At 43.9% G+C, this 20,261-nt stretch carries 19 protein-coding genes; 13 read left to right on the top strand and 6 right to left on the bottom strand.

The window, feature by feature from the left end; genetic code table 11:
* The first annotated feature begins 40 nt into the window (after positions 1–40).
* Positions 41–1,081 carry a zinc-dependent alcohol dehydrogenase family protein gene (locus ACFVTB_RS05270; RefSeq protein WP_387746094.1) on the top strand — a complete coding sequence of 347 codons (1,041 nt, stop codon included), beginning with the start codon at positions 41–43 and terminating at the stop codon, positions 1,079–1,081.
* A 104-nt stretch (positions 1,082–1,185) separates the two neighbouring features.
* Here ACFVTB_RS05270 and ACFVTB_RS05265 read toward each other — a convergent pair whose 3' ends face one another.
* Positions 1,186–1,611, bottom strand: a complete 426-nt coding sequence (locus ACFVTB_RS05265) for an exosporium protein C (protein WP_387746092.1) — start codon at positions 1,609–1,611, stop codon at positions 1,186–1,188.
* Between the two features lie 661 nt (positions 1,612–2,272).
* On the opposite strand from ACFVTB_RS05265, the gene ACFVTB_RS05260 reads away from it, so the two are divergent.
* The 3 genes from ACFVTB_RS05260 to ACFVTB_RS05250 all read left to right on the top strand — a co-directional run bounded on the left by ACFVTB_RS05260 (position 2,273) and on the right by ACFVTB_RS05250 (position 5,054).
* Entirely contained in the window at positions 2,273–2,971 is a 699-nt protein-coding gene (locus ACFVTB_RS05260; RefSeq protein WP_387746091.1) for an HNH endonuclease, read from the top strand.
* A 477-nt stretch (positions 2,972–3,448) separates the two neighbouring features.
* Positions 3,449–3,946, top strand: coding sequence for a hypothetical protein (locus tag ACFVTB_RS05255; RefSeq protein WP_387746089.1), 498 nt, complete (start codon positions 3,449–3,451; stop codon positions 3,944–3,946).
* A gap of 310 nt (positions 3,947–4,256) precedes the next feature.
* The gene (locus ACFVTB_RS05250; RefSeq protein ID WP_387746087.1) at positions 4,257–5,054 is read left to right on the top strand and encodes a TerC family protein; all 798 of its coding nucleotides are present in this window, start codon (positions 4,257–4,259) and stop codon (positions 5,052–5,054) included.
* Positions 5,055–5,479: 425 nt separating this feature from the next.
* Here ACFVTB_RS05250 and rsgA read toward each other — a convergent pair whose 3' ends face one another.
* Positions 5,480–6,553 carry a ribosome small subunit-dependent GTPase A gene (gene rsgA, locus ACFVTB_RS05245; RefSeq protein WP_387746085.1) on the bottom strand — a complete coding sequence of 358 codons (1,074 nt, stop codon included), beginning with the start codon at positions 6,551–6,553 and terminating at the stop codon, positions 5,480–5,482.
* A 537-nt stretch (positions 6,554–7,090) separates the two neighbouring features.
* On the opposite strand from rsgA, the gene ACFVTB_RS05240 reads away from it, so the two are divergent.
* Entirely contained in the window at positions 7,091–8,143 is a 1,053-nt protein-coding gene (locus ACFVTB_RS05240) for a MerR family transcriptional regulator (protein ID WP_387746084.1), read from the top strand.
* A 26-nt stretch (positions 8,144–8,169) separates the two neighbouring features.
* On the opposite strand, the gene ACFVTB_RS05235 is transcribed toward ACFVTB_RS05240, so the two are convergent.
* Positions 8,170–9,606, bottom strand: coding sequence for an alpha/beta hydrolase (locus ACFVTB_RS05235; RefSeq protein ID WP_387746083.1), 1,437 nt, complete (start codon positions 9,604–9,606; stop codon positions 8,170–8,172).
* Positions 9,607–9,756: 150 nt separating this feature from the next.
* Between ACFVTB_RS05235 and ACFVTB_RS05230 the strand changes: the two genes are divergently transcribed.
* From ACFVTB_RS05230 to ACFVTB_RS05215, 4 genes are all read left to right on the top strand, one after another.
* A complete protein-coding gene (locus tag ACFVTB_RS05230; protein WP_387746081.1) occupies positions 9,757–10,476 on the top strand; it encodes an SDR family NAD(P)-dependent oxidoreductase in 720 nt (239 codons plus the stop codon).
* A 206-nt stretch (positions 10,477–10,682) separates the two neighbouring features.
* The gene (locus tag ACFVTB_RS05225) at positions 10,683–12,656 is read left to right on the top strand and encodes an AraC family transcriptional regulator (protein ID WP_387746078.1); all 1,974 of its coding nucleotides are present in this window, start codon (positions 10,683–10,685) and stop codon (positions 12,654–12,656) included.
* A complete protein-coding gene (locus ACFVTB_RS05220; RefSeq protein WP_387746077.1) occupies positions 12,643–13,692 on the top strand; it encodes a FecCD family ABC transporter permease in 1,050 nt (349 codons plus the stop codon). Before ACFVTB_RS05225 ends, ACFVTB_RS05220 begins: the two co-directional genes overlap by 14 nt.
* Positions 13,689–14,696 (top strand): FecCD family ABC transporter permease, encoded by a 1,008-nt coding sequence (locus ACFVTB_RS05215; protein WP_387746075.1) that lies wholly within the window; start codon positions 13,689–13,691, stop codon positions 14,694–14,696. The genes ACFVTB_RS05220 and ACFVTB_RS05215 overlap by 4 nt, the downstream gene beginning before the upstream one ends.
* Positions 14,697–14,770: 74 nt before the next feature.
* Here ACFVTB_RS05215 and ACFVTB_RS05210 read toward each other — a convergent pair whose 3' ends face one another.
* Positions 14,771–15,343, bottom strand: a complete 573-nt coding sequence (locus tag ACFVTB_RS05210; RefSeq protein ID WP_387746073.1) for a TetR/AcrR family transcriptional regulator — start codon at positions 15,341–15,343, stop codon at positions 14,771–14,773.
* 21 nt (positions 15,344–15,364) lie between these two features.
* The gene (locus tag ACFVTB_RS05205; RefSeq protein WP_387746071.1) at positions 15,365–15,973 is read right to left on the bottom strand and encodes a GNAT family N-acetyltransferase; all 609 of its coding nucleotides are present in this window, start codon (positions 15,971–15,973) and stop codon (positions 15,365–15,367) included.
* 263 nt (positions 15,974–16,236) lie between these two features.
* Between ACFVTB_RS05205 and ACFVTB_RS05200 the strand changes: the two genes are divergently transcribed.
* A complete protein-coding gene (locus ACFVTB_RS05200; protein ID WP_387746070.1) occupies positions 16,237–17,025 on the top strand; it encodes a CPBP family intramembrane glutamic endopeptidase in 789 nt (262 codons plus the stop codon).
* 138 nt (positions 17,026–17,163) lie between these two features.
* On the opposite strand, the gene ACFVTB_RS05195 is transcribed toward ACFVTB_RS05200, so the two are convergent.
* Complete coding sequence (locus tag ACFVTB_RS05195; protein WP_387746068.1) at positions 17,164–17,526, bottom strand: DUF1304 domain-containing protein; 363 nt, start codon at positions 17,524–17,526, stop codon at positions 17,164–17,166.
* Positions 17,527–17,853: 327 nt separating this feature from the next.
* Between ACFVTB_RS05195 and ACFVTB_RS05190 the strand changes: the two genes are divergently transcribed.
* From ACFVTB_RS05190 to ACFVTB_RS05180, 3 genes are all read left to right on the top strand, one after another.
* On the top strand, positions 17,854–18,798 hold the full coding sequence (locus tag ACFVTB_RS05190) for a helix-turn-helix transcriptional regulator (protein ID WP_387746066.1): 945 nt from the start codon (positions 17,854–17,856) through the stop codon (positions 18,796–18,798).
* Positions 18,799–18,889: 91 nt separating this feature from the next.
* Positions 18,890–19,390, top strand: a complete 501-nt coding sequence (locus ACFVTB_RS05185) for a DinB family protein (RefSeq protein ID WP_387746064.1) — start codon at positions 18,890–18,892, stop codon at positions 19,388–19,390.
* Between the two features lie 258 nt (positions 19,391–19,648).
* The gene (locus ACFVTB_RS05180) at positions 19,649–20,230 is read left to right on the top strand and encodes a YkoP family protein (protein ID WP_387746062.1); all 582 of its coding nucleotides are present in this window, start codon (positions 19,649–19,651) and stop codon (positions 20,228–20,230) included.
* The last annotated feature ends 31 nt before the right edge of the window (positions 20,231–20,261 follow it).

The raw sequence follows: 20,261 nt of genomic DNA, 5'->3' as shown, positions 1-20,261 counted from the left end.
GTTTAAATGCGAGCAAAAATAAAAAAGGAGTGTTTCAACTATGAAAGCCGCTATTCTAGAAGCTTATAATTCTCCACTTGTTGTCAAAGAGGTCCAAGATCCAACGTTAACACCGGACGGCGTCATCGTTAAGATTGAAGCGAGCGGCGTTTGTCGCAGTGACTGGCACATTTGGGCAGGTCATTTGCCTGTAAAAGAGCTTCCTATTATTTTGGGTCATGAGATTGCCGGAGTTGTAGAGGAAGTCGGCAAAGAAATTAAAAATTTCAAAAAGGGCGATCGGGTTATTATTCCGTTCAGCCAGAGCGACGGCGTTTGTCCGCACTGCCAAGCCGGGCACCATAACGTATGCGATACACGTACAGTCGTCGGGGCTGATTTTAATGGCGGCTTTGCTTCGCATATTCATATTCCTCGCGCTGATCTTAACCTCATTGCATTGCCGGATAGCATTAGCTTTATAGAGGCAAGCGCAATGGGATGCCGTTTTGTAACGGCGTTTCATGGGGTGATGACCCAAGGCCGCGTTCGTGCGGGCGATTGGGTATCAGTTTATGGGTCTGGCGGCGTCGGACTCTCCGCGATTCAGATCGCTGCTGTTGCAGGTGCGAATGTGATCGCGGTTGATATCGGCGACGACAAGCTCGAGATGGCTAAAAAATTCGGGGCTGTTCATACCGTAAACAGCAAGCGCGACAATCCTGTTGAAGCGATCAAAGAAATAACGAAAGGCGGATCGCATGTTTCCATTGAGGCTCTAGGCATTACCGACACTTGTGTAAACTCGATTTTGAGCCTGGCTAAAAAAGGCCGGCATGTTCAAATCGGAGCGAGCTCGAATGAGAACTTTGGTGCAACGCCGATTCCGCTCAATTTAGTAACGGTGAACGAAATTGAAATCGTCGGTTCTGCCGGCATGCCGAATCCGGATTATCGAACATTATTGCGCATGGTGGAGACAGGGCGTCTTAATCCCGGAGCGTTGGTGACGAACGAAATTTCGCTCGAGGATGTCAACAAAACGTTTGAGGACATGAACGGATATGGCGGCGCAGGAATGACGGTTATTACGAAGTTTTAAATTGAATTTGGTTTTGAAAATGGCGGCATCAGAGTAGTTATCTCTGTGCCGCTATTTTTTGTGTTTACTCTTCTATTCAGGTGCTGATTAATTGGTAATGGATTTTAAGATTTCGTTTTAACGGCAAGCCCGCTAAACGATATAGGTCCGACAACATCAGCTCTTGTATTTGCAGTACGGTTTTCTGCTGTGACTGTGTAGACATGGGTGCCAGCTCTAATGTTTCTGTCTTCCGCCTGGAATGTAACTGCATAATTTTGCTCAGAACCAACAGATTCGATGCCTTGTAGAGTATTGAAAATCTCTCTTCCATCGCGGAAGATTCTGAAGAGGATTTGCGCAATGCCAGTGACGCCTCGAACACCGACGGTTGCGACCAGGTCTACCCGATTAGGTTGAGAATTCCTGGGAATAACTAGAGTGATTGTTGCAAGACGAGAACTCGCTGGCGAACGCCGGATAATAAATGAGTTTGCTAGGTTAAAACTACGGCGTGGCTGAACGGCAGCTTTATCGATAATACGTGCCAAAAAATCAACTCCTTTTGATTGATAAATCTACTGTATTCCAGACAAAAGGAGAAAGATTGGGCAATTCTATTAATCTGCTTCGATTTGAGGCAAATACAAGTATAACGGACTGAATAGTTTGAAAATTTTTTTGCGCTGCGGAGGATTTTTGTTTGGCGAGAAAAATAAGCTGCTGATAAGAGTTTTTTTTATATTTAAAGGAAACATATTCCTTTTAAGTGCGTCCACTACTATAGAGCGTTATGTTGATCAGTAATTATGAAAAAGATGAACGGTGTTGGCTTGGTAATGTAATGATATCAACCAGTTATAGACGAGCGGGTGCAGCGGAATTTTTTAATAAATTACATGATATCACTCGCAAAGAATGGGTTGAAAGTGAAGACGTTGCATCTATGTAATTACAACACAAACACTAGAGGATTGCTGTTTTATTCAAAATTAGGATTTAAACCTTATGAGATAACAAAGATTATTGGCAAATAAGAGCAGCCGATGGCAGGTATACTTATGAAAATCGATCTATAAGACTAATTGTTATCAAGCTGCTCAATGTGGATGAATCCACACCTTTTTTAAGGATTCTCTCGCTCCCTAAGTCGGTGAAGAGGCGGGAATACAAGATCGTTAATCAAGATTAATCAAGGGGAGGACAAGCTTAATGGCATTTTCAGAGAAAGTGAAATTAGAAGCAAAAAGAAAAGCGTGTTTTCGATGTGTTATTTGTTACAAGAAATTTGTTGAAGTACATCATATAGTTTCTCAAGCGAATGGAGGAAGCGATATAATTGACAACGCTGCTCCATTATGTGCTTCTTGTCATGATCTTTTTGGGGGAAATCCAGAGAAGCGTAAACAAATAAGAGAAATGCGCGATCATTGGTTTGAGCTAATGGAGAGGAGATACAATGGGGAAATAAATATCATAGAACCTATTGATGAGGAGCCCAATAACATTAATCTTCTAAATAGCAAAGGAATTGCTATTTATCATATTGTCTACGAACATGAAGATTTTGAAACCTCAGCCACAATATTGGTTAAATTATTACAGAATGCTCAGAGGCAGTATCCAAATAGAAAGAGATATCTTTATTTGGATATTCAAGGACATAAAAATGAAAACGGCGGATTTGATTTTGATATGCTTGAATTGCAAAAATACTTCGCCTTGGGATTTTTAATGCAATTCTTTACTGAAATTCATTTGCCATTGATCGGTGTAGAAAACAATAATCTTCAGAAAAATGATGTACCACTGGATTTTGAGATAATCACTGATGACAAAGAATTAATTGAGAGGCTGAAGAGAGAGTCCAAGGAAAAACATTTTGTAATATATCCCTCAGAGTTTAATTAGATTCGTTATACCATATTTACGTATCTGGTCATACATCCCTCTGCCCTGGCAGTAGTATTATTTGAATCAAATAAATTTACCGTGCTCTCATCTTCATCGACTAACCGCTTCGCAACAGTGCTACTTGTCTAAAAATACTGTTTGGCTTCTTGATATGACTTTTGAAGAGAAGGGAATATTGATGAATCCAGATGATCCAGTTCTCATTCTGATTCAAGTATTTATCCCATTAGTTTTATTTTTTTGCCTGTGTACAATATATAGATTTGCGTACAAAACAATTTTGTTTGTCCGTTATGTCGAAGTCGGTTTCTTTTGTGCTAAAAATAGGAGTGGTTAATGAACGAATAATTACTTGTCCCATTTGCGGTTTAAAGGCAAAATGCCCATTATGATGGCTTAACGAAGATGAAAGTTCAACAATTAGTTAGATGCCGGGCGTTATGTAATTACTAAATTGCACTGGAGGGGTGCAACATGAAGAATCCTAAAAAGTTTTTTGTTGTAACAGTAACAATAGCTTTGCTGTTGGCATCCACAGCAATTGTTTTAGCAAATGAAAACAGCATCTCACTCCCATGGATACATAAGGCGGATTCAGAAACTGATAAGCTAAGAGAAGATAAAAGCTTAGGGATTGGGGAATGGAAACGCAAGTCGCTAGAGATTAGTGGCGAATTACCCAAGGATGCTAAACGGCTTACAGTTGAATCTGCAGTGAAAATTATATCTGAAAAGAAAAATGTTGAGGATGTCATTGTTGAATTTAATAAAATCGCGGGAGCACCGGATTTTGAAGGCGGGAGTGGGCTTCATAGAGCGATTTATTATTTGGATGAACAGCGAGAGGAAGCGATTTATGTGCTTGCCGGAAAGGTGATGCATGTAACTTTCGGCAAGGACGGCAGTGAAACGATAAAGCCGCTTGCTGAAGATATCAGCTCAAAAACTAGCCCTACCGCTGAACCTAAATAGTTTGAAATGAACTAATTTTATAGGAACAAAAAGAGTTTAAATTTATTTTTATCAATTTTTGAAACGGATGCCAACCTTGCACGTATTAGACAAACATAACAAGCAAGTCGGACAACTGCATAGAACCCGAAGGGGAGTAGCTTGCCGCAATAAAGTCGTCAATCCGAAAGCTGATGCTTTCCGGTTTTATTGGCAATGTCGTCGATAACGGTATTGTAAGCGAGACCTTTGGCCATGCCACACGGCAAGACCATGGGTCTTTTTTGCTTTGTTGTCGAACGACGGCTTGAACCTAAGGAGGATGACAGACATGGATTTCGCTTTATTAATGGAATACGGCTGGGTACTGCTTGTACTAGTCGTATTGGAAGGATTGCTCGCCGCCGACAATGCGCTGGTTCTGGCTATAATGGTGAAGCATTTGCCAGCCGAACAGCGGAAGAAAGCTTTGTTCTACGGACTTGCCGGAGCGTTCGTGTTCCGTTTAGCTTCATTATTCATTATTTCTTTCCTGGTAGACGTATGGCAAGTGCAAGCGATTGGCGCGTTATACCTGCTGTTCATAGCAGCGAATCATATTGCCCGCAAGCTGATTGTGCGTAAAGGAGAGCAAGAAGCAGAGGAAGCAAAGGGCAAGGAAGTGAAGAAGTCAGGCTTCTGGTTTACGGTTCTTAAAGTGGAAATCGCGGATATCGCTTTCGCTATCGATTCCATTCTGGCAGCAGTGGCGCTTGCCGTTGCATTGCCAGCTTCGGGATTGCCGCAAATCGGGGGAATGGATGGCGGCCAGTTTATTGTTATTTTCCTTGGCGGTTTTATCGGCTTGGTCATTATGCGTTTCGCGGCGAATGCGTTCGTCAAATTGCTGGAGGCTCGGCCGTCGCTGGAAGTCGCCGCTTTCGTTATTGTCGGCTGGGTAGGGGTCAAATTGGCCGTACACACCTTGTCCCATCCTGATCTGCATGTCATTCCGCATAGCTTCGCTGAATCGGCGGGCTGGAAGCTTACCTTCTATGGCGTACTGATTGCGATTGCCACCATTGGCTGGTTTGTATCCGGTCGGAAACAGACTGAGTCTAAAGATGAAGGGGAACGTGCAGCTCTGTAACCAAGCGTAATGTTTGATAAAGTATAGATCATCACGAATGTTATGAATTAATTATTCGGGATCTAGGGGGCTGTGAACAGTTTGCCGGGAGGCAAGCTGTTCACAGCCCCCTTTAACATTTTCGTTCAACAGCATCTAAGTCGAAGCTGGTTAATCCCTATCCGTATGTGTATTAGACAGGATTAATTTGATACATTAAACATATAAAATAGGGGATCAAACTTAAAATCAGAGCTGGACTGAAAGGAGAGAGAAGCGAAGGGGCAGAGGGATTCTGGAGAAACGAAGTGGTCGCTTTTAAAGCCAGAGTCCTACCGCAAAAATCAATAAAATAAAGGAATCAGGCTTTAATGGCGATCGGAAGAATCCTCTGACCCGCAGCGCTGCCCCTCCCTTAAGGTCAAGCACTGATTTAGGTTTTGAGGTTATTTCTTTCTCTTGTTTATGACGGTTAATTTATGCCATTTATCTTTCTCCCTGAGGTATGCGGTCTTATTGGTTACAAACAGATTTTCCTTTTTCAATTGCAGGTAACGCTGCCAGCGATCACCGCTAAGCGTATCGCTTTCGATGGATTGTCTGACTGCACAGCCCGGCTCCCTCTCATGCTTACAATCAGAAAATTTGCATTGGTGGAACAAGGCCTCTACATCAGAAAACGTCTCGCTGATCCCGCTATCCGCATCCCATAGCCCAAGCTCGCGCATACCTGGCGTATCTATAATCATCACGCCATTGTTCAACAGCGTAAGCTGCCGATGGGTTGTCGTATGTCGGCCCTTAGAGTCATCCTCACGAATATCAGCTACCTTCATGATCCCTTCCCCGGCGAGAGCATTAACCAGACTGGATTTACCGACACCGGATGAGCCAAGGAATACAATGGTTTTGCGCGGCTGCAAATAGCTATTTAGCTCGTCAAGCCCGTCGCCTGTTTTGGAACTGATTGCAAATACGTCCGCACCGACCGCAATCTCTCTGACCTGTTGAACCTGCTGTATTACCTGATCAGACAGATCGGATTTGGTCAAAACGATGACAGGCTGTGCTCCGCTCTGCCAGGCCATCGTCAAATAACGCTCAATCCGCTTCATGTTAAAGTCATAATTGAGTGAAGCCATAATAAATACATAGTCAAAGTTTGCCGCAACCATCTGCTCCAGAATATTCTTCACAAAGCCAACACCATGGCCGGAGTAATCACTGCGTGAAAAAGATGACCTGCGTTCCCCGGTTTGTACAATCAGGCTGTCGCCGCCGGGATTATACTGGAGCAGCACATAGTCCCCGACTGTAGGGAACCGTTCATTAGCAGCCTCGCTATAGTAAATCCCGGATTTAAGCCTTGCTCCCAGTTCTCCGTGTTGACAGACAACCTCATAGCGTTCTCTGTGTACGGCAGTGATTCTTCCTTGTATCAGATCGGATGGGGTTGTTGTTTCTGTAAAAGGGGAGATGCCGTAATCTTCAATGTTCGTATTTATAATCTTTGCCTCCAAAATTCAAATTATTGTTCATTGCGTCATTGTTCATGATTATTTTCATTCAAAGTAGCTTCATGCGGATAGTAAAAAGGCATGCCAAAAAAGCGCAGAAAGGAGCCATTCACATGGATAGGCTGCTCTGCTGCGCTTAAGCAGAAAAACAACAAAAAAACACACCTCAACGAGTGTGCCTGCAGTTAACAGTATTCACGAAAGGTTACTTTGACAACATGGGCATGGATGCAAGCTCAAATAGACGTACACAATTCCAGTCAAAAACTGGGGTTGCAACGTGTGCAGGTGCTATCTAGAAGCGCATGGACTGCCCGTATTCAGTTTTAAGCGTTCATCACCATTACATTGATTGTCATTTGAGAAACATCCCCTTTCGATTGCTATCGTCGTTAAATATTGTAGACAGGAAAAACCTGTTACTGTTCGAATATACCATACTTTTTCAATTATGTGAATTTACGAATACGCGATTAGGCAATCGGTATAGCCCCACAGTATAATTGAACTGAAGCTCCAGTGAGCTGAAGATATTGATAGATGAAATTGGAGGCGGATTCCTTGCATTTACATGACGATACGGAGCAGCGGGATCAAATGTCTGCCGATTCGGGGATAGAAAAGAGAACTTATTCGATTGGCGAAGTAGCCAAAATGATTGGATCTAAAGTTAGAACGATCCGTTACTACGATGAGATTGGATTAGTAAAGCCCACCAGCCATACCGAGGGAGGGCATCGACTGTACACCACGGAAGATATATGGCGTTTGGAGCTTACTGCAACGCTGCGTTATCTGGATTTTAGCATTGTAGAGATCAGTCGGCTCTTATCTGGGGTACTATCGGTCGATAAAGCCCTAGACTGGCAGATTGAATCGCTTTCCGTTCAGGTTAGCGCGCTTACCAATATGATCTCTATTTTGCAGCAAGCCAAGCGGCAACAAGGGGATTCCATGCGTTACCTTTATGATTTTGTCCAAGCTAAAGCATCCAATGCGGAGAAACGAAAACAGTTCATTGCCGAGAAAGTGGAAGCTTCGGATCTCTTTGAAGGAATTCCTTCAGAGTGGCAGAGTCCCATGCTGCATTACTTCAATAAATATATTGTGAATCAAGAAAAAACAACCGCCCAACAAATAGCGGCATGGAATGAGCTGCAGGAAATCATTAATGATCCCCAATTTATGAGAGACGCGAAAAACACCGAATTTGTTATTTATATTAAAGAGCTTCAGCCCCGCTATGATGCAGATACGTGGATTAAAAAGCTGGATCAGATCTATGTCCGGCTGAGCCAAGCGGTAGAGGCCAAGAAGTCTGCCGATAGCCCTGAGGTTCAGGCCATTATTGAAGAGTCGGTCTCGCTTTATAACAACACGGAGCAAACGATTTATAATAAAGCTTTCCTTAACTCCTTTTTGGAACATTCCGAGCAGACTCGTACGCCTCTTATTGATCGCATCAACAGGTTATGTGCGATTATGAGCCCGCCATTAAATTTGCTTGCGGAGGGAAACCTCGTGTTTTTTCAAAACTTGCAGCAAAAGCTGAGCTCTCAACAAAATCAATCAGGCGAACATCCCGAAAGCTAAAGCCTTCGGGATGCTCACAGGTGTAATCATTCTTGTATAAGCGTAAATGCAGGCTGTTCGCCAATATTTTGCTCCAAGAGCCGGAATGGCTCATTTTTTAAATAATGATCGAAGAAATCCTGTGAATACTCAGTAATAAGGCTTAGGCTCTCTCGAATATTGCCGCCCTGCATGAAGTTAAAAAGAGGCGAGAACAGAACCATATCGGTGAAGCTGAGGTGATTCGTTTTGTTCAGAATCATCCAGTAATTACCGCCTGCAGCTACATGATCATACCGCGGCAGCACTTCCTTCGCCATATCAATCTCGCCATTCGTCGCGTTCTTCAGACTCTCCATACTGGAATCCGCGCTCATCATCATAAACGGCTTGTTCAGCCCTTCTTCTGGAATACGAAGTTCACCATATAATGCACCATCCATATTAAGCGCTGCTTTAACTCTTGCATCCGTCATTAACATCTGCAGGCTTGTCGCTCCGCCGAAGGAATGACCGAACATGCCTACATTGTTCATATCCATTCGGCCGGTAAAACGCTGTTCCGGATCGTTCGCCGCCAGCTTCTCCACCTGATCCAAAACAAACTTGGCATCTTCTACCCACTGTTCATTAGCTTTATCTAGATCGGCGACGGCCTTAATATCTGGCATAAGCAAAGGGGCCACACGCCCGTCCGAGAAGATCGTAGCCGTGCTGCTGTAGGTGTGGTTTATGCCGGCCACAATGTAACCTCGACTGACCAATTGTTCGACCTGGAACGTATTTTGCATTTTATTTCCGGTCAGGCCATGTGAAAAGATAAGCACCGGGTAGGACGGCTCTGCAGTAGAGATTTCAGCTTTCTCAATGGCATGCGTTTTGACATAACCGATTGAAGTAAACAATAGCTTGGGGAAACCAAACATTTTACTGTACCCCTCGGCAAAAGCATCGATGTCTGAATGATAGGCTTGCGTCTTTCCTTTTGCTTTTGCGTCTGCAGGGTACCAGATTTGAACCATTAGCTCGCGCTTATCGCCAGCATCTGGTGTAAGGATTTCATCTCGCTGAGTATCGATCCAATCATAGGTGACTGTGCCGATTTTGTAAGGACCTGCCGGCTTCTTGAAGGTGAATACCGGAAGTAAAAGCGGCAGCGCTACAGCTACAGCTGAATAAATAACGGCCAGTGCTGTCACTAGAACGCGCTTTAAAGAAAAAGCTTTTCGAACAGCCCGTTCCTCATCTTTGTTAGTGCCGCGTATCGATCTGACAGCGATGATTAGAAGCGGCAAGGCGCTCATCACATAAGCCGGAATCATCGGCCAACGCATTCCTTCTATGATCCCATGCAACAGCATGATAATGGCGGAAATGCCAAACCCGAAGAGAAGCGAGCGTTGTTGCTGCTTGTTCTTGGCAAATAGAATCCAGCCCGCCATCAAAATATTGAAAATCATTAACAACATTTCTAAAGACCTCATAAAATTGAACCTCCATGTTCACAGTAAACTGCTAGCTGCTAGCTAATTCAAAGCTTACAACCTCCAGTAGGTGAAGATTCAAGCCCTATTTTGAACCAAAAGAGAGGATAGAACGTATTAGACCTTGAATCGAAATGAAGGAGAATACAGATGAAAACATATATGGTGTTTGGAGCTAGCAAGGGATTAGGAGATGCCTTTGTAAGAGGGTTGCCTCAGCCAGGCGATAAGGTTTGGGTAGTTGCTCGCAGCAAGCCCGAGAGCTTGGATTTAGAGGATGGCGTTCAACGAGAATGGATACCGGCGGATTTGTCAGATCTCCAGTCGGCGAACCTTGTTAAGGACATGCTGCGGAACGAAACATTGGATGTTCTGATATACAACGTAGGGGTTTGGGAAAAAGAAGGTTTTGAGGATCATTATACTTTCGACAAGGATGAGCCAGCTGACATCAGCAACCTTATTCAAGTGAATATTACTTCCGCAATCGTATGTATTCAGGCATTGTTGCCTCATCTTCGTAAATCTGACGCAGGAAAAATTATTCTTATTGGTTCGACAGCCGGTCTGAATAATGCGAACAGCAGTCAAGTTTCTTTTGTAGCCTCCAAATTCGCCATCCGAGGAATTACAGAGGCTTTAAGAGAGCATACGAGAGAAGATGGCATTGCTGTGACGTGCATCAATCCAGGTGAATTGGCAGCTGAAATTCCATATGAAGAAGGAGTCGACCGCGCCCTTTCCGTCTATAATGGGACACGGATTCCGCTTCAGGATATCGTTTCCTTAGTGAAATGTGTGGTTAGCTTGTCTAAAGCTGCCTGTGTAAAAGAAATCAAAATTCCGGCGCTAATGGATACGAATGTATAACTTATCCAAATCAGAAGCGTAACGAAACATCGCTATTAGGGTCATAGATCCATGGCGATGTTTTTTTATGAGTTTTCAAAGTTCATGCGAAGCTAATCATTGACAAAATAGAGGAACTGCCCAATACTAATTGATAATCATTATCATTTGTTTGAGATATAATTACCTCAACTGAATTGTGGAGCAGATCGGAGTGAAATGCAAAGATGAAGCTGGAAGATCATATTGTCGCATGGAATTATGCTGCTGTTAAGGTACTGGATATTCGACATGCTGTGATGGAGCCTGGGGACAAGTTGCAAGGCTATATATTGCCAGCATGTGGATTTATCTACTGTGTGCGGGGTACCGCCAGCTTGAATCTCAACGGCATAAGTTACGATGCAGACCGTCACTTTATGGTGCATGGCGGCAAAGGCATGAGACTAAGCATAGAGGCAAGGGAAGTGTTTGAATATTATCTATTATTCTATAGAGCCTCTTTGCCTGGAAGAAGGGATTTAGCAAGACTTTTGGAACGCAGCAATCCATTTCGGATGCAGTATGGCTTTCAGTCCATGGAGCCATTGCCACTGCACTATCAGCTAATGGCAATAGAGCAGCTCTGGGCACAAGGAAGCCTGTTGGAACGCATTCAAGTTAAAGGCTTGTTCTATCAGTTTATACATGAATTAATGAAGCAGCTTACAAAGGATGGAAATAACCTCAGGCAACCGGACGTCATCGGACAGGTTATCCGCTATATCGAGGAGCATTATCGTCACAATTTATCACTAGAATCTATAGCGGAGCAATTTAACTACAGTCCTCGTCATTTATCAACGCGATTTAAGGGGGAGACGGGGTTTAGCTTGATCGAATATTTGATACGATTCCGGCTTCAACATGCAGAAGAGCTATTACAATGTACCGATGCTCCACTTCGCGATATTGCAGAAGAAGTTGGATATAGAGATGTATATTACTTTAGTCGAATATTCCGTAAATATAATGGTCAATCTCCGATCCGATTTCGCAAGGCAAGCAGGCAGATAAGCTCATCGGAGAATCGTCCATTTACCGCCGCCAGATTCTCCATTGGCGATAATATACCCTCTCGATATAATGTTTTTGAATATGATAATCATTATCATAATACAAATATCGGAGGGTCTTCACCTATGCGAATAACAAAGACATCAAGTTTTATTGTAGCGATGCTGCTTAGCTTTACTTTGCTTTTAAGTGCATGTGGATCTGCAAATGTTGGTTCTACTGCTACGAATTCTAATGGATCCAAAGCTTCTGAAGTTACATCATCACCTGCTAATCATTCAACTGAAAATGATAATATCAATAAAGAGGCTCAGACAAGAACCATCTCTACGGTGAAGGGAGATATTGTCGTTCCAGCTAATCCAGAGCGGGTTGTTGTGTTATATCTTCAAGGGGATCTTGTTGCACTTGGCATTAAGCCAGTAGGTACTTCGAGCGTCTTTGAAGGAGCGGCCTTTGCAGAGGAGATCGGCGGTGTTGAAAATCTAGGTTCATGGTATGAGCCTAATCCAGAGGCTATTATGGCAGTAAAACCGGACTTGATTATAGCTGCTTCCGAAGAAACTTACGATATTCTTAAGGATATAGCACCGACTGTTCCTATCCCTTATGAAAAAATGTCTACGGATGAACGTGTATTGAAGATGGGCGAGGTGTTTGGCAAGGAGCAGGAGGCACAAGCTCTTTTAGATAATTTCCACGAAAAGGTGGAGAGGAGTAAGCAGAAGCTTGATGAACTTGGCATTTTAGATAAGACAGTAACCATTATCGAGGGCGGAAAAAAAGAGATGGCAGTTATCGATAGCAAGCTTTACGGAAGGGGCTCTCAAATCATTTATGAATATTTAGGGATGAAGGCACCAGAGATTATTCAGAAGAAGATTGATGGAAGGGAGAAGGCTACTGGAGGGTTTGTTTCCTTAGAAGTGTTGCCTGAGTATATAGGAGACTTCGTGTTCCGTTCTGTATGGGATGGGGCGGATGATTTATCGGACAATCCAATTTGGAACAGCATTCCAGCAATTAAAGAAGGTAGAATGATCGAAATTGGATTTGATTTCTCCTATTATTCCGATATCTACTCTCTTGATAAGCAGCTTGACTTTGTGGTTGAGAATCTAGTGTCAGCGTATGAAAAAAAGTAGAAAGCTAGATGATAAAACAACCGTTATTCCAGATTTAAAGGGGAAATCGTATTTCGGTCTGTTTTTACTCCTAGGGATACTGCTGCTGCTGCTTTCGGCAGCAGCTTCTATCTCTTTCGGCTCTGCTTCCATGAGCCTGACAACGGCATGGACAGCGATTTTTAAATTTAATCCTGAACTGACCGAGCATCAGATTATTCATGCCCTACGTATTCCGCGTACGGCGGCTGATATTATTGCGGGCATGTGTCTCGCAGTAGCAGGAGCGGTCATGCAAGGCTATACGCGAAATCCGTTAGCCGATTCGGGATTAATGGGAGTAAATGCAGGGGCTGCTCTTGCAATGGCCGTAACACTAGCTTTCCTTCCAGGGCAACTGCAGACGACAACATTGTTAGTTAGCTTTGCTGGCGCAGGACTTGGTGCAGGATTAACGTATCTTGCCGCTTCATTGAATCGCTCAGGAATGACACCCCAGAGACTGGTGCTAGCGGGAATATCATTTACAATGCTATTTGGAGCTATGGGATCATTTATCTCCTTAAACTATGGAATTGGCCGTGCCCTTGCTTATTGGACATCAGGTAGTGTGGCAGGAGCGACATGGACGGAAATTAAGCTAGTTATTCCTTGGTTCTTAGGTGGGCTGGCTTTGTCACTATTCATTGCACGCTCTATCACGGTTTTAAACTTGGGGGAAGAGATCGCGAAGGGCTTTGGGCAACGGATCGCTCTCGTTAAGACGATAGCTACGCTAGCCGTTCTTTTACTTGCAGGTGTGGCTGTTGCACTTGTAGGGCCAATCGGCTTTGTAGGGCTGATTGTACCGCATATGATGCGTTTTTTTGTAGGCGTAGATTATCGTTATATTATTCCAGCCTCAGCCATTTACGGCGGCGCACTAATGGTTGTAGCGGATATCGCAGGAAGGCTGATTAATCGTCCGGCAGAGACAGCGCTGGGCATTATTTTTGCAATAATTGGTGTTCCTTTCTTCTTGCTAATTGCGAGCAAAGAGAGGAGAGCCTTCGAATGAATGTTGTTAAATCGTATAAGGCGACAATAACGATTCTATCTCTTTTCATACTGCTTTTCGCAGGAGCTATTCTTAGTCTTAATATGGGAAAGGTGTCTCTCAATCCACTCGAAGTATTTCAAGTATTGCTTGGACAAGGTCCAGATGAGCATAATCTCGTTGTTTATAAATTTCGTCTTCCCCGTATCGTATTAGCGATACTTGTTGGATTTGGGATGGCACTGGCAGGCGCTGTTATGCAGGCGTTGCTGCGCAATGATCTGGCCGACCCCGGCATGCTTGGCATTAGCTCAGGTTCAGGTCTTATGGTGTTGGTGATTATCTCAACTGTAAGCATTCAAGGGGCCGCTATAACATTACTATTGCCATCTATGGCATTTGTGGGCGGTTTGCTGGCAGCAGTTCTGATCTATGTTCTAGCCTATAGAAAACGTCGTATGATTTCTTCTACACGACTTGTCTTGACTGGTGTTGCAATTAATATGGGGTTAAGTGCTCTGACGTTATTTCTGACTTTAAAGCTTGATGACCAGAAGTATGAGTTTGCGCAGCGTTGGCAAGCAGGATACTTATGGGGAGACAAGTGGTCTTATATCAGCTTGCTAGTACCTTGGGTATTGTTGCTATTCGCCTATCTCTATTCCAATTTTCGGACATTGAACGTCTTGGTGCTAGGCAATGAACTCTCGATAGGATTAGGAGTTGCTGTAAAACGGAAATTTTTGCGCCTAGCGATTGCAGCTGTAGGCATTGCGTCTGGCTGTGTAGCGTTAGGGGGCTCGATTTTCTTTATAGGATTGATTAGTCCGCATGTGGCTCGCAAGCTGGTAGGTCACGACTACAAAGTACTTCTGCCAGCTTCAGCGCTAATTGGTGCGCTATTGCTGCTTGCAGCGGATACGATTGCTCGAACGGTCAGCTTTAAGACGGATATTCCCGCAGGGATTATTGTAACCATGCTGAGTGTGCCTTACTTCCTATATCTATTGATGCGTTCAAAATGAATATCGATTAATAAAAAAGCCTTTGAGCATGCTCGAAGGCTTTTTGGCATACCCATACTTCTCGGCATTATTGACTAGCTCTCTATCAGAATACCGTGCAGCACAATATCAAACATCGCTTTCATCTCCTGCTCAAAAGAAACGGACAGTTCGCCTGCATTTTCACGAGAGAGAAGCGCTATTAATGTCTGATCAAGCATAATACGCAGCATCTGCGTATCAATGTGCCGCACTACTCCGTTATGCATACCCTCTTCTACGAGAGCAATTAGTCTGTCCCAACCGGCATCAATATAGGATCTGACCTTGGTCCATATGATGGGATAATAGCGGCGCAAATCATCAGCATGCCTAACTAGGATGCCTAGCTGATAGCCGTCTGGCAGATAATAGGCCACTTGCTTTAGCTTATCTGGATAGGCAAGGGAGGCATTTGACGCAATTTGTTGATCTGAGCGATGAATGCCGGCAAAAATAAAAGAAATCGTCTGATCGATGATCTCTTCTTTATTCGCAAAGTACATATAGACAGTACGTTTGCTAGTCCCAAGCTCCCGTGCAAGCTCCTCGGTAGTAAAATGTATGCCTTTCAAGCTCATCAGCTTCACAATTGTCAAAAACACATTTTCATCTGCTTGCTTCAGCATATTTCTTCCTCCTAGGCAGGCTTAGCCAAGCAACTTGACCATTCTGTATAAGTAAAACGGTTTCTTATCTATCCGATCTACAATTCGAAAACCCAATCGCTCATACAGCAGTCTTGCACCTTCATTATTTTGCTTTACCGTAAGGGATAGCTTTTGAAAATGCTGCTCTCTTGCCAACTGCTCGGCATAAGCAATTAGCTTGGTGCCCACTCCCATTCCTCGGCTTTCAGGCGCAGCAGCTAGTGCAGCAATATGAAATTCATCCTTGCGTCCTTCATCGAGTCGCAGCAATTGCCAAGTCTCCGGCAGATGCCGAATGGTATATTGAATTAACGGCCATTGCCGAATGGCCAAAACCCGCTTTACTGTCGGCCACGCCAGCTTTTGCAGCAGCGTCGCTGGGTAACAGGAGATCATGCCGACCGTCTTTTTCCCCGCCTTTGCGACATAAGCGTAATGAAAGCTAAACCGATTATGCTGATGCTGCCACAATTGGCCCAAAGTCTGTTCCACCTCATAATCGTCTTCTGTCCCAACAATCATTTGAGCCATTTCTTGAAGCGCCATTTGATGCAGCTTGGCTCCATCTGTCGTCGACTGCTCTGCTTGCATAATTTGAATATCCTTCATATTGTCACTCCATCCCGTGGTACTGAAAATGATTTTGTAGTACCATCATCTCAAAAAAACAAGCGCTCTGTCAAACACACATTTATCAATAGCGATAACTGATTGTGATGCCTGACAGAACAACGTCAGATCTGACGACCGGCTACATCCTAAGGATGAGCGAAGTTACATCTAAGGTAGAATGCTGTTATTTAGTTGGTCATTTATACTTGTGTGAAATGAATTATTATTTTGTTGTGGAAAAAGATAGAAGGAGAAGTGCTATGCAAAATAGAGATTATAAAATGATTTTGCAATATTTATTATTTACCTTCTTGATTACTTATTTGGCTTGGGGATGCTTGATCCTCGGATCTCAATTCGGCGGTATTGAAATGGGTACGCCTGTCGGTGTGATTCTCCACATTATTGGGGGCAATGCGCCGCCACTCATTGCCTATTTTGTGCTGAGGAAGCATGGTAGGGTGACAGGATTCAGATCGTTTATGAAATCTGCTTTTACTGTAAAAGAACCTCTTCTGATGTATATGGTCGTTTTAGTTTTAACTGCTGTTTATTTTGGTCTTCCTGCACTTATGGGAGGAATCACGAATAGCTGGCCAGTCTACATAGCAGTCCTGTCCATTCCTGTAATGGTTATTGGGGGTGGTTTAGAGGAGTTAGGGTGGCGTTACATCCTACAGCCTATCTTAGAGACACGCTTTAGCTTCATTACTTCGACAGTAATTACGTCGTGCATTTGGGCAGTATGGCATTTACCATTATTTTTTATTCCCGGAACTAGTCAATACAATTGGAGCTTTGGACTATTTAGCATTTCAATACTGGGGATGTCATTCGCACTTGCAGTGATTTATCGGGTCAGTGGAAGCATCTGGTTGTGTATTTTGTTCCATAGCATGATTAATGCCTTCTCTGCTTCTTGGGCGATGGATGAGAAGCTATGGGTGAAATTAGGTACCACCTCGGGATTAATAATTACAGCACTATGTTTATTAATCATGCTGTATAGGCGCGCACCTGTTAAATCCGTAGGCAAGCATGCTGGCTAAGGAAAGCCAATATCCACATAAAATACACCGCATGAGCTTCATGGCATGAACGGTGTATTTTATGTTTGTCATACATTTGCTATGCAGGAGGCAAGCTTATGCACTATATTGCTGAAAGTCTTTGCGGCAGAAGTGATGCTAGAACAAGAGCACGGCAATCATCGCTGCTAATGCGGGCAGCCCTTGAACGAACAGAATGGACCGTTTCGAAGTAATTCCTCCATAGATCGCCGCTACGAGGACGCAACCCAGGAAAAATATTTGCAATTGGTGCCCTGTAGCGGCATTAGGATGAATGAGTCCCCAGAACAAACCTGCAGCCAAGAAGCCGTTGTACAGTCCCTGATTGGCCGCAAGCGACTTCGTTGCTTCCGCAAACGCCTTCTCGGTCCCAAAAGTTTTTCTTGTTCTCGCAGTCGTCCACAGGAACATTTCCAAAACCAAAATATACACATGTTCAATGGCAACAATCGAGGTTAAAATGTCGGATACAATATGCATATATGTCTAACTCTCCTTTTTTTATTGAATGGCATATAAACTACCTTACAGGATTATACATGAACGGCTCCTGATTTTTAACCCACCCCTCACAAAAAACGGCATCAGTCAGAGTCAACTTAGATCGTTTGATATATCTATACAGTGGGTCTAACTGAATGATATAGTAATGCTTGGAATTTTCGAATTGTAAATTACTCTAGTCAATCAAATCATTAATTATGATTAACGGGAGCAAGATCTCGCTCTAATATAGGGCTAGGATTTCTCAATTTCTCAATTGGGGAACCTGGCCTTATTTAAGCCAAGCAAAAGGAGCAACCCCAAATGAAAATTGACCGACTGCTGGCGATTACAATGCTGCTGCTAAATCGCAAGCGTATAAGCGCCAAGGAGCTGGCCGAACGATTCGAGGTTTCATTAAGAACGATTTATCGAGATGTAGAAACAATCAGTCAAGCTGGACTGCCAATTACTTCGTTTTCAGGAGCAGAGGGCGGCTATGAAATGATGGACAGCTATCGGCTTGACCGCCAAATGCTAACGCTAGATGAGCTGCAAGCCATTATTATCGCTCTGCGTGGTGTCAAGGCAACCTTAAGTGATCAAGTAATCGGAAGGCTGCTCGATAAAGTTGGAGCACTAATGGCAAAATCAGAACATAGCTTAACCGAGACGAGGAGTCGCGAGCTGCTTATCGATATTAATCCCTGGAGTAATGGTAACGAGGATAAGGAAAAGCTTGCTTTGCTGCGCCAAGCGATTCAGCAATCGCAAATGATCCATTTTGCATACATCTCTTCTGACGGGGCTGACTCTGTTCGCGCTTGCGAGCCTGCTGCAGTTGTTTTAAAAGGATATATCTGGTATCTATACGGCTACTGCCTGCTGCGCGATGATTTTCGGATTTTTCGGCTGTCCCGTATCAGGGACTTAACCCTAGACGAGCAGCATTTTGACAAACGCGAGATCGATCTGGACGGACTGCAATTTGAAACCATGACTTCAACCAGTAATTATCCAATGGTTACAGTTCAATTGCGTTTTCAGCCTAGTGCAAAAGCAAGAGTATACGATTACTTCTCGCCCTCAAGTATTACGGCTGAAAAGGAAGGAACATTACTGGTGACCTCTACACAGCCTGATGAGCCTTGGCTTTATCGAATGCTGCTGGAGTATGGAGAGGAAGTCAAGGTATTGGCACCTGCTGCTGTAGCAAAACGATTGGTGGAAAAGGCTGAAAATATTATTCGTATGTACAAGCCATACTGACATACAGTTGTCAGCAATGCTGGCTTATAGTAAATATACATCTACACACGCAGATGATTACTACGAATGTATTAGGAGGCGTTCCATCATTATGTTTAAAACCCTTCAGGATTTTATTAGCGAATGGGAACAAGAAACAGCTATTACACAACGGGCCATGGATCAATTGACCGATGAAGCAGCAGTTCAAAAAATCACTTCAGTAAACCGTTCTCTGGGGCAACTAGGCTGGCATTTGGCTGTCACTATACATGAAATGTTATCCCGCACGGGTCTTGTATTTGAACAGGTAGAAGGCGGCGAGGAAGCACCGGCTTCTGCAGCAGCCATCGCGGCGGCCTATCGACAAGCAAGCCAAGCTATGCTGGCAGCTGTGAAAAGCCAATGGACAGATGAAAACCTGCTTCAGTCCAGCATGATGTATGACGAAGAGTGGCCAAATGGCTTAACCCTTCAGATTTTGATCAAGCATGAAATTCACCATCGTGGACAGATGACTGTATTAGTACGTCAAGCGGGTTTGGTTCCACCTGATGTTTACGGTCCTACACGAGAAGACTGGCTAGCGGGTGGAATGCAGCCCATGCTGTAAGAATGATCGACCATTTCGTTAAAGATGTGACGATCGGTGAGAGATTATAATAAAAATAAACGTTTGAAAACCGGCATGTGATATTACTTTCACATGCCGGTTTTTCGTTTAGGCTTTGTTTTTAATGACTAACAATCGTAATGATATTTCGGACACTAGGAGGTATTGCTTGTCATATGACAGTATGGCACTACCCAATATTACACCGCGCAAACCATCATTAAGAAAGCAGAATACAGAAGAAAGTAGGAGAGCGCGATGGAAGCAACACTATCGAAAAGAGCGGTGCAGTCCCTATGGATGATGTGGGAGGGCGTATTTGACTGGATTACAACCTTTCGCAGCGCATCGATTAAACATTACGGTATTTGCAAATTAGTTGTGAGGCGCCACCATGGGCGGACGTTAACCTGTTATGACGGACATCAAATTAGAAGCGGAGATTGGGTGGGAGAGCTTCATCTGGACAATCGAAAGGTGATGGAGCTTACGCGTGAATTCGGGGCAGATTTGGCGGGGCTGAGCACTGCGCGTATGTTTCGGGCAGCGATCAAACAAATACGTCTGGAACTGAACGATAATCCGGAGATGGGTCAAATTCAGGCTTTTATGGGAATTACGTTACTCCATCGGGGAATCGTCCATGGTATCGGCTTTGAACACCATCCCATTAAGGCGAAATGGCAGCGGCTGTGGTACGGGTGGTATCTTCGTTTGCTGCTCAGAGTCATGCATCCGGAAGGAAAGCGGCGTATTCGGCAAAATAGAGAGCAGCTGTCGCCTATGCTAATGATGATAAGCACACCGGCACTAAAAGCCCGTGGTGGATTAACACGTTAATGGGGCAATTCAAACAGTGACGAGAACCGTA

It is taken from the genome of Paenibacillus sp. NPDC058071 (genome assembly GCF_042885235.1).
Taxonomy (GTDB): Bacteria; Bacillota; Bacilli; order Paenibacillales; family Paenibacillaceae; genus Pristimantibacillus.
The sequence above is the reverse complement of the archived record's forward strand: the minus strand, read 5'-3'. Positions and strand labels throughout refer to the sequence as shown.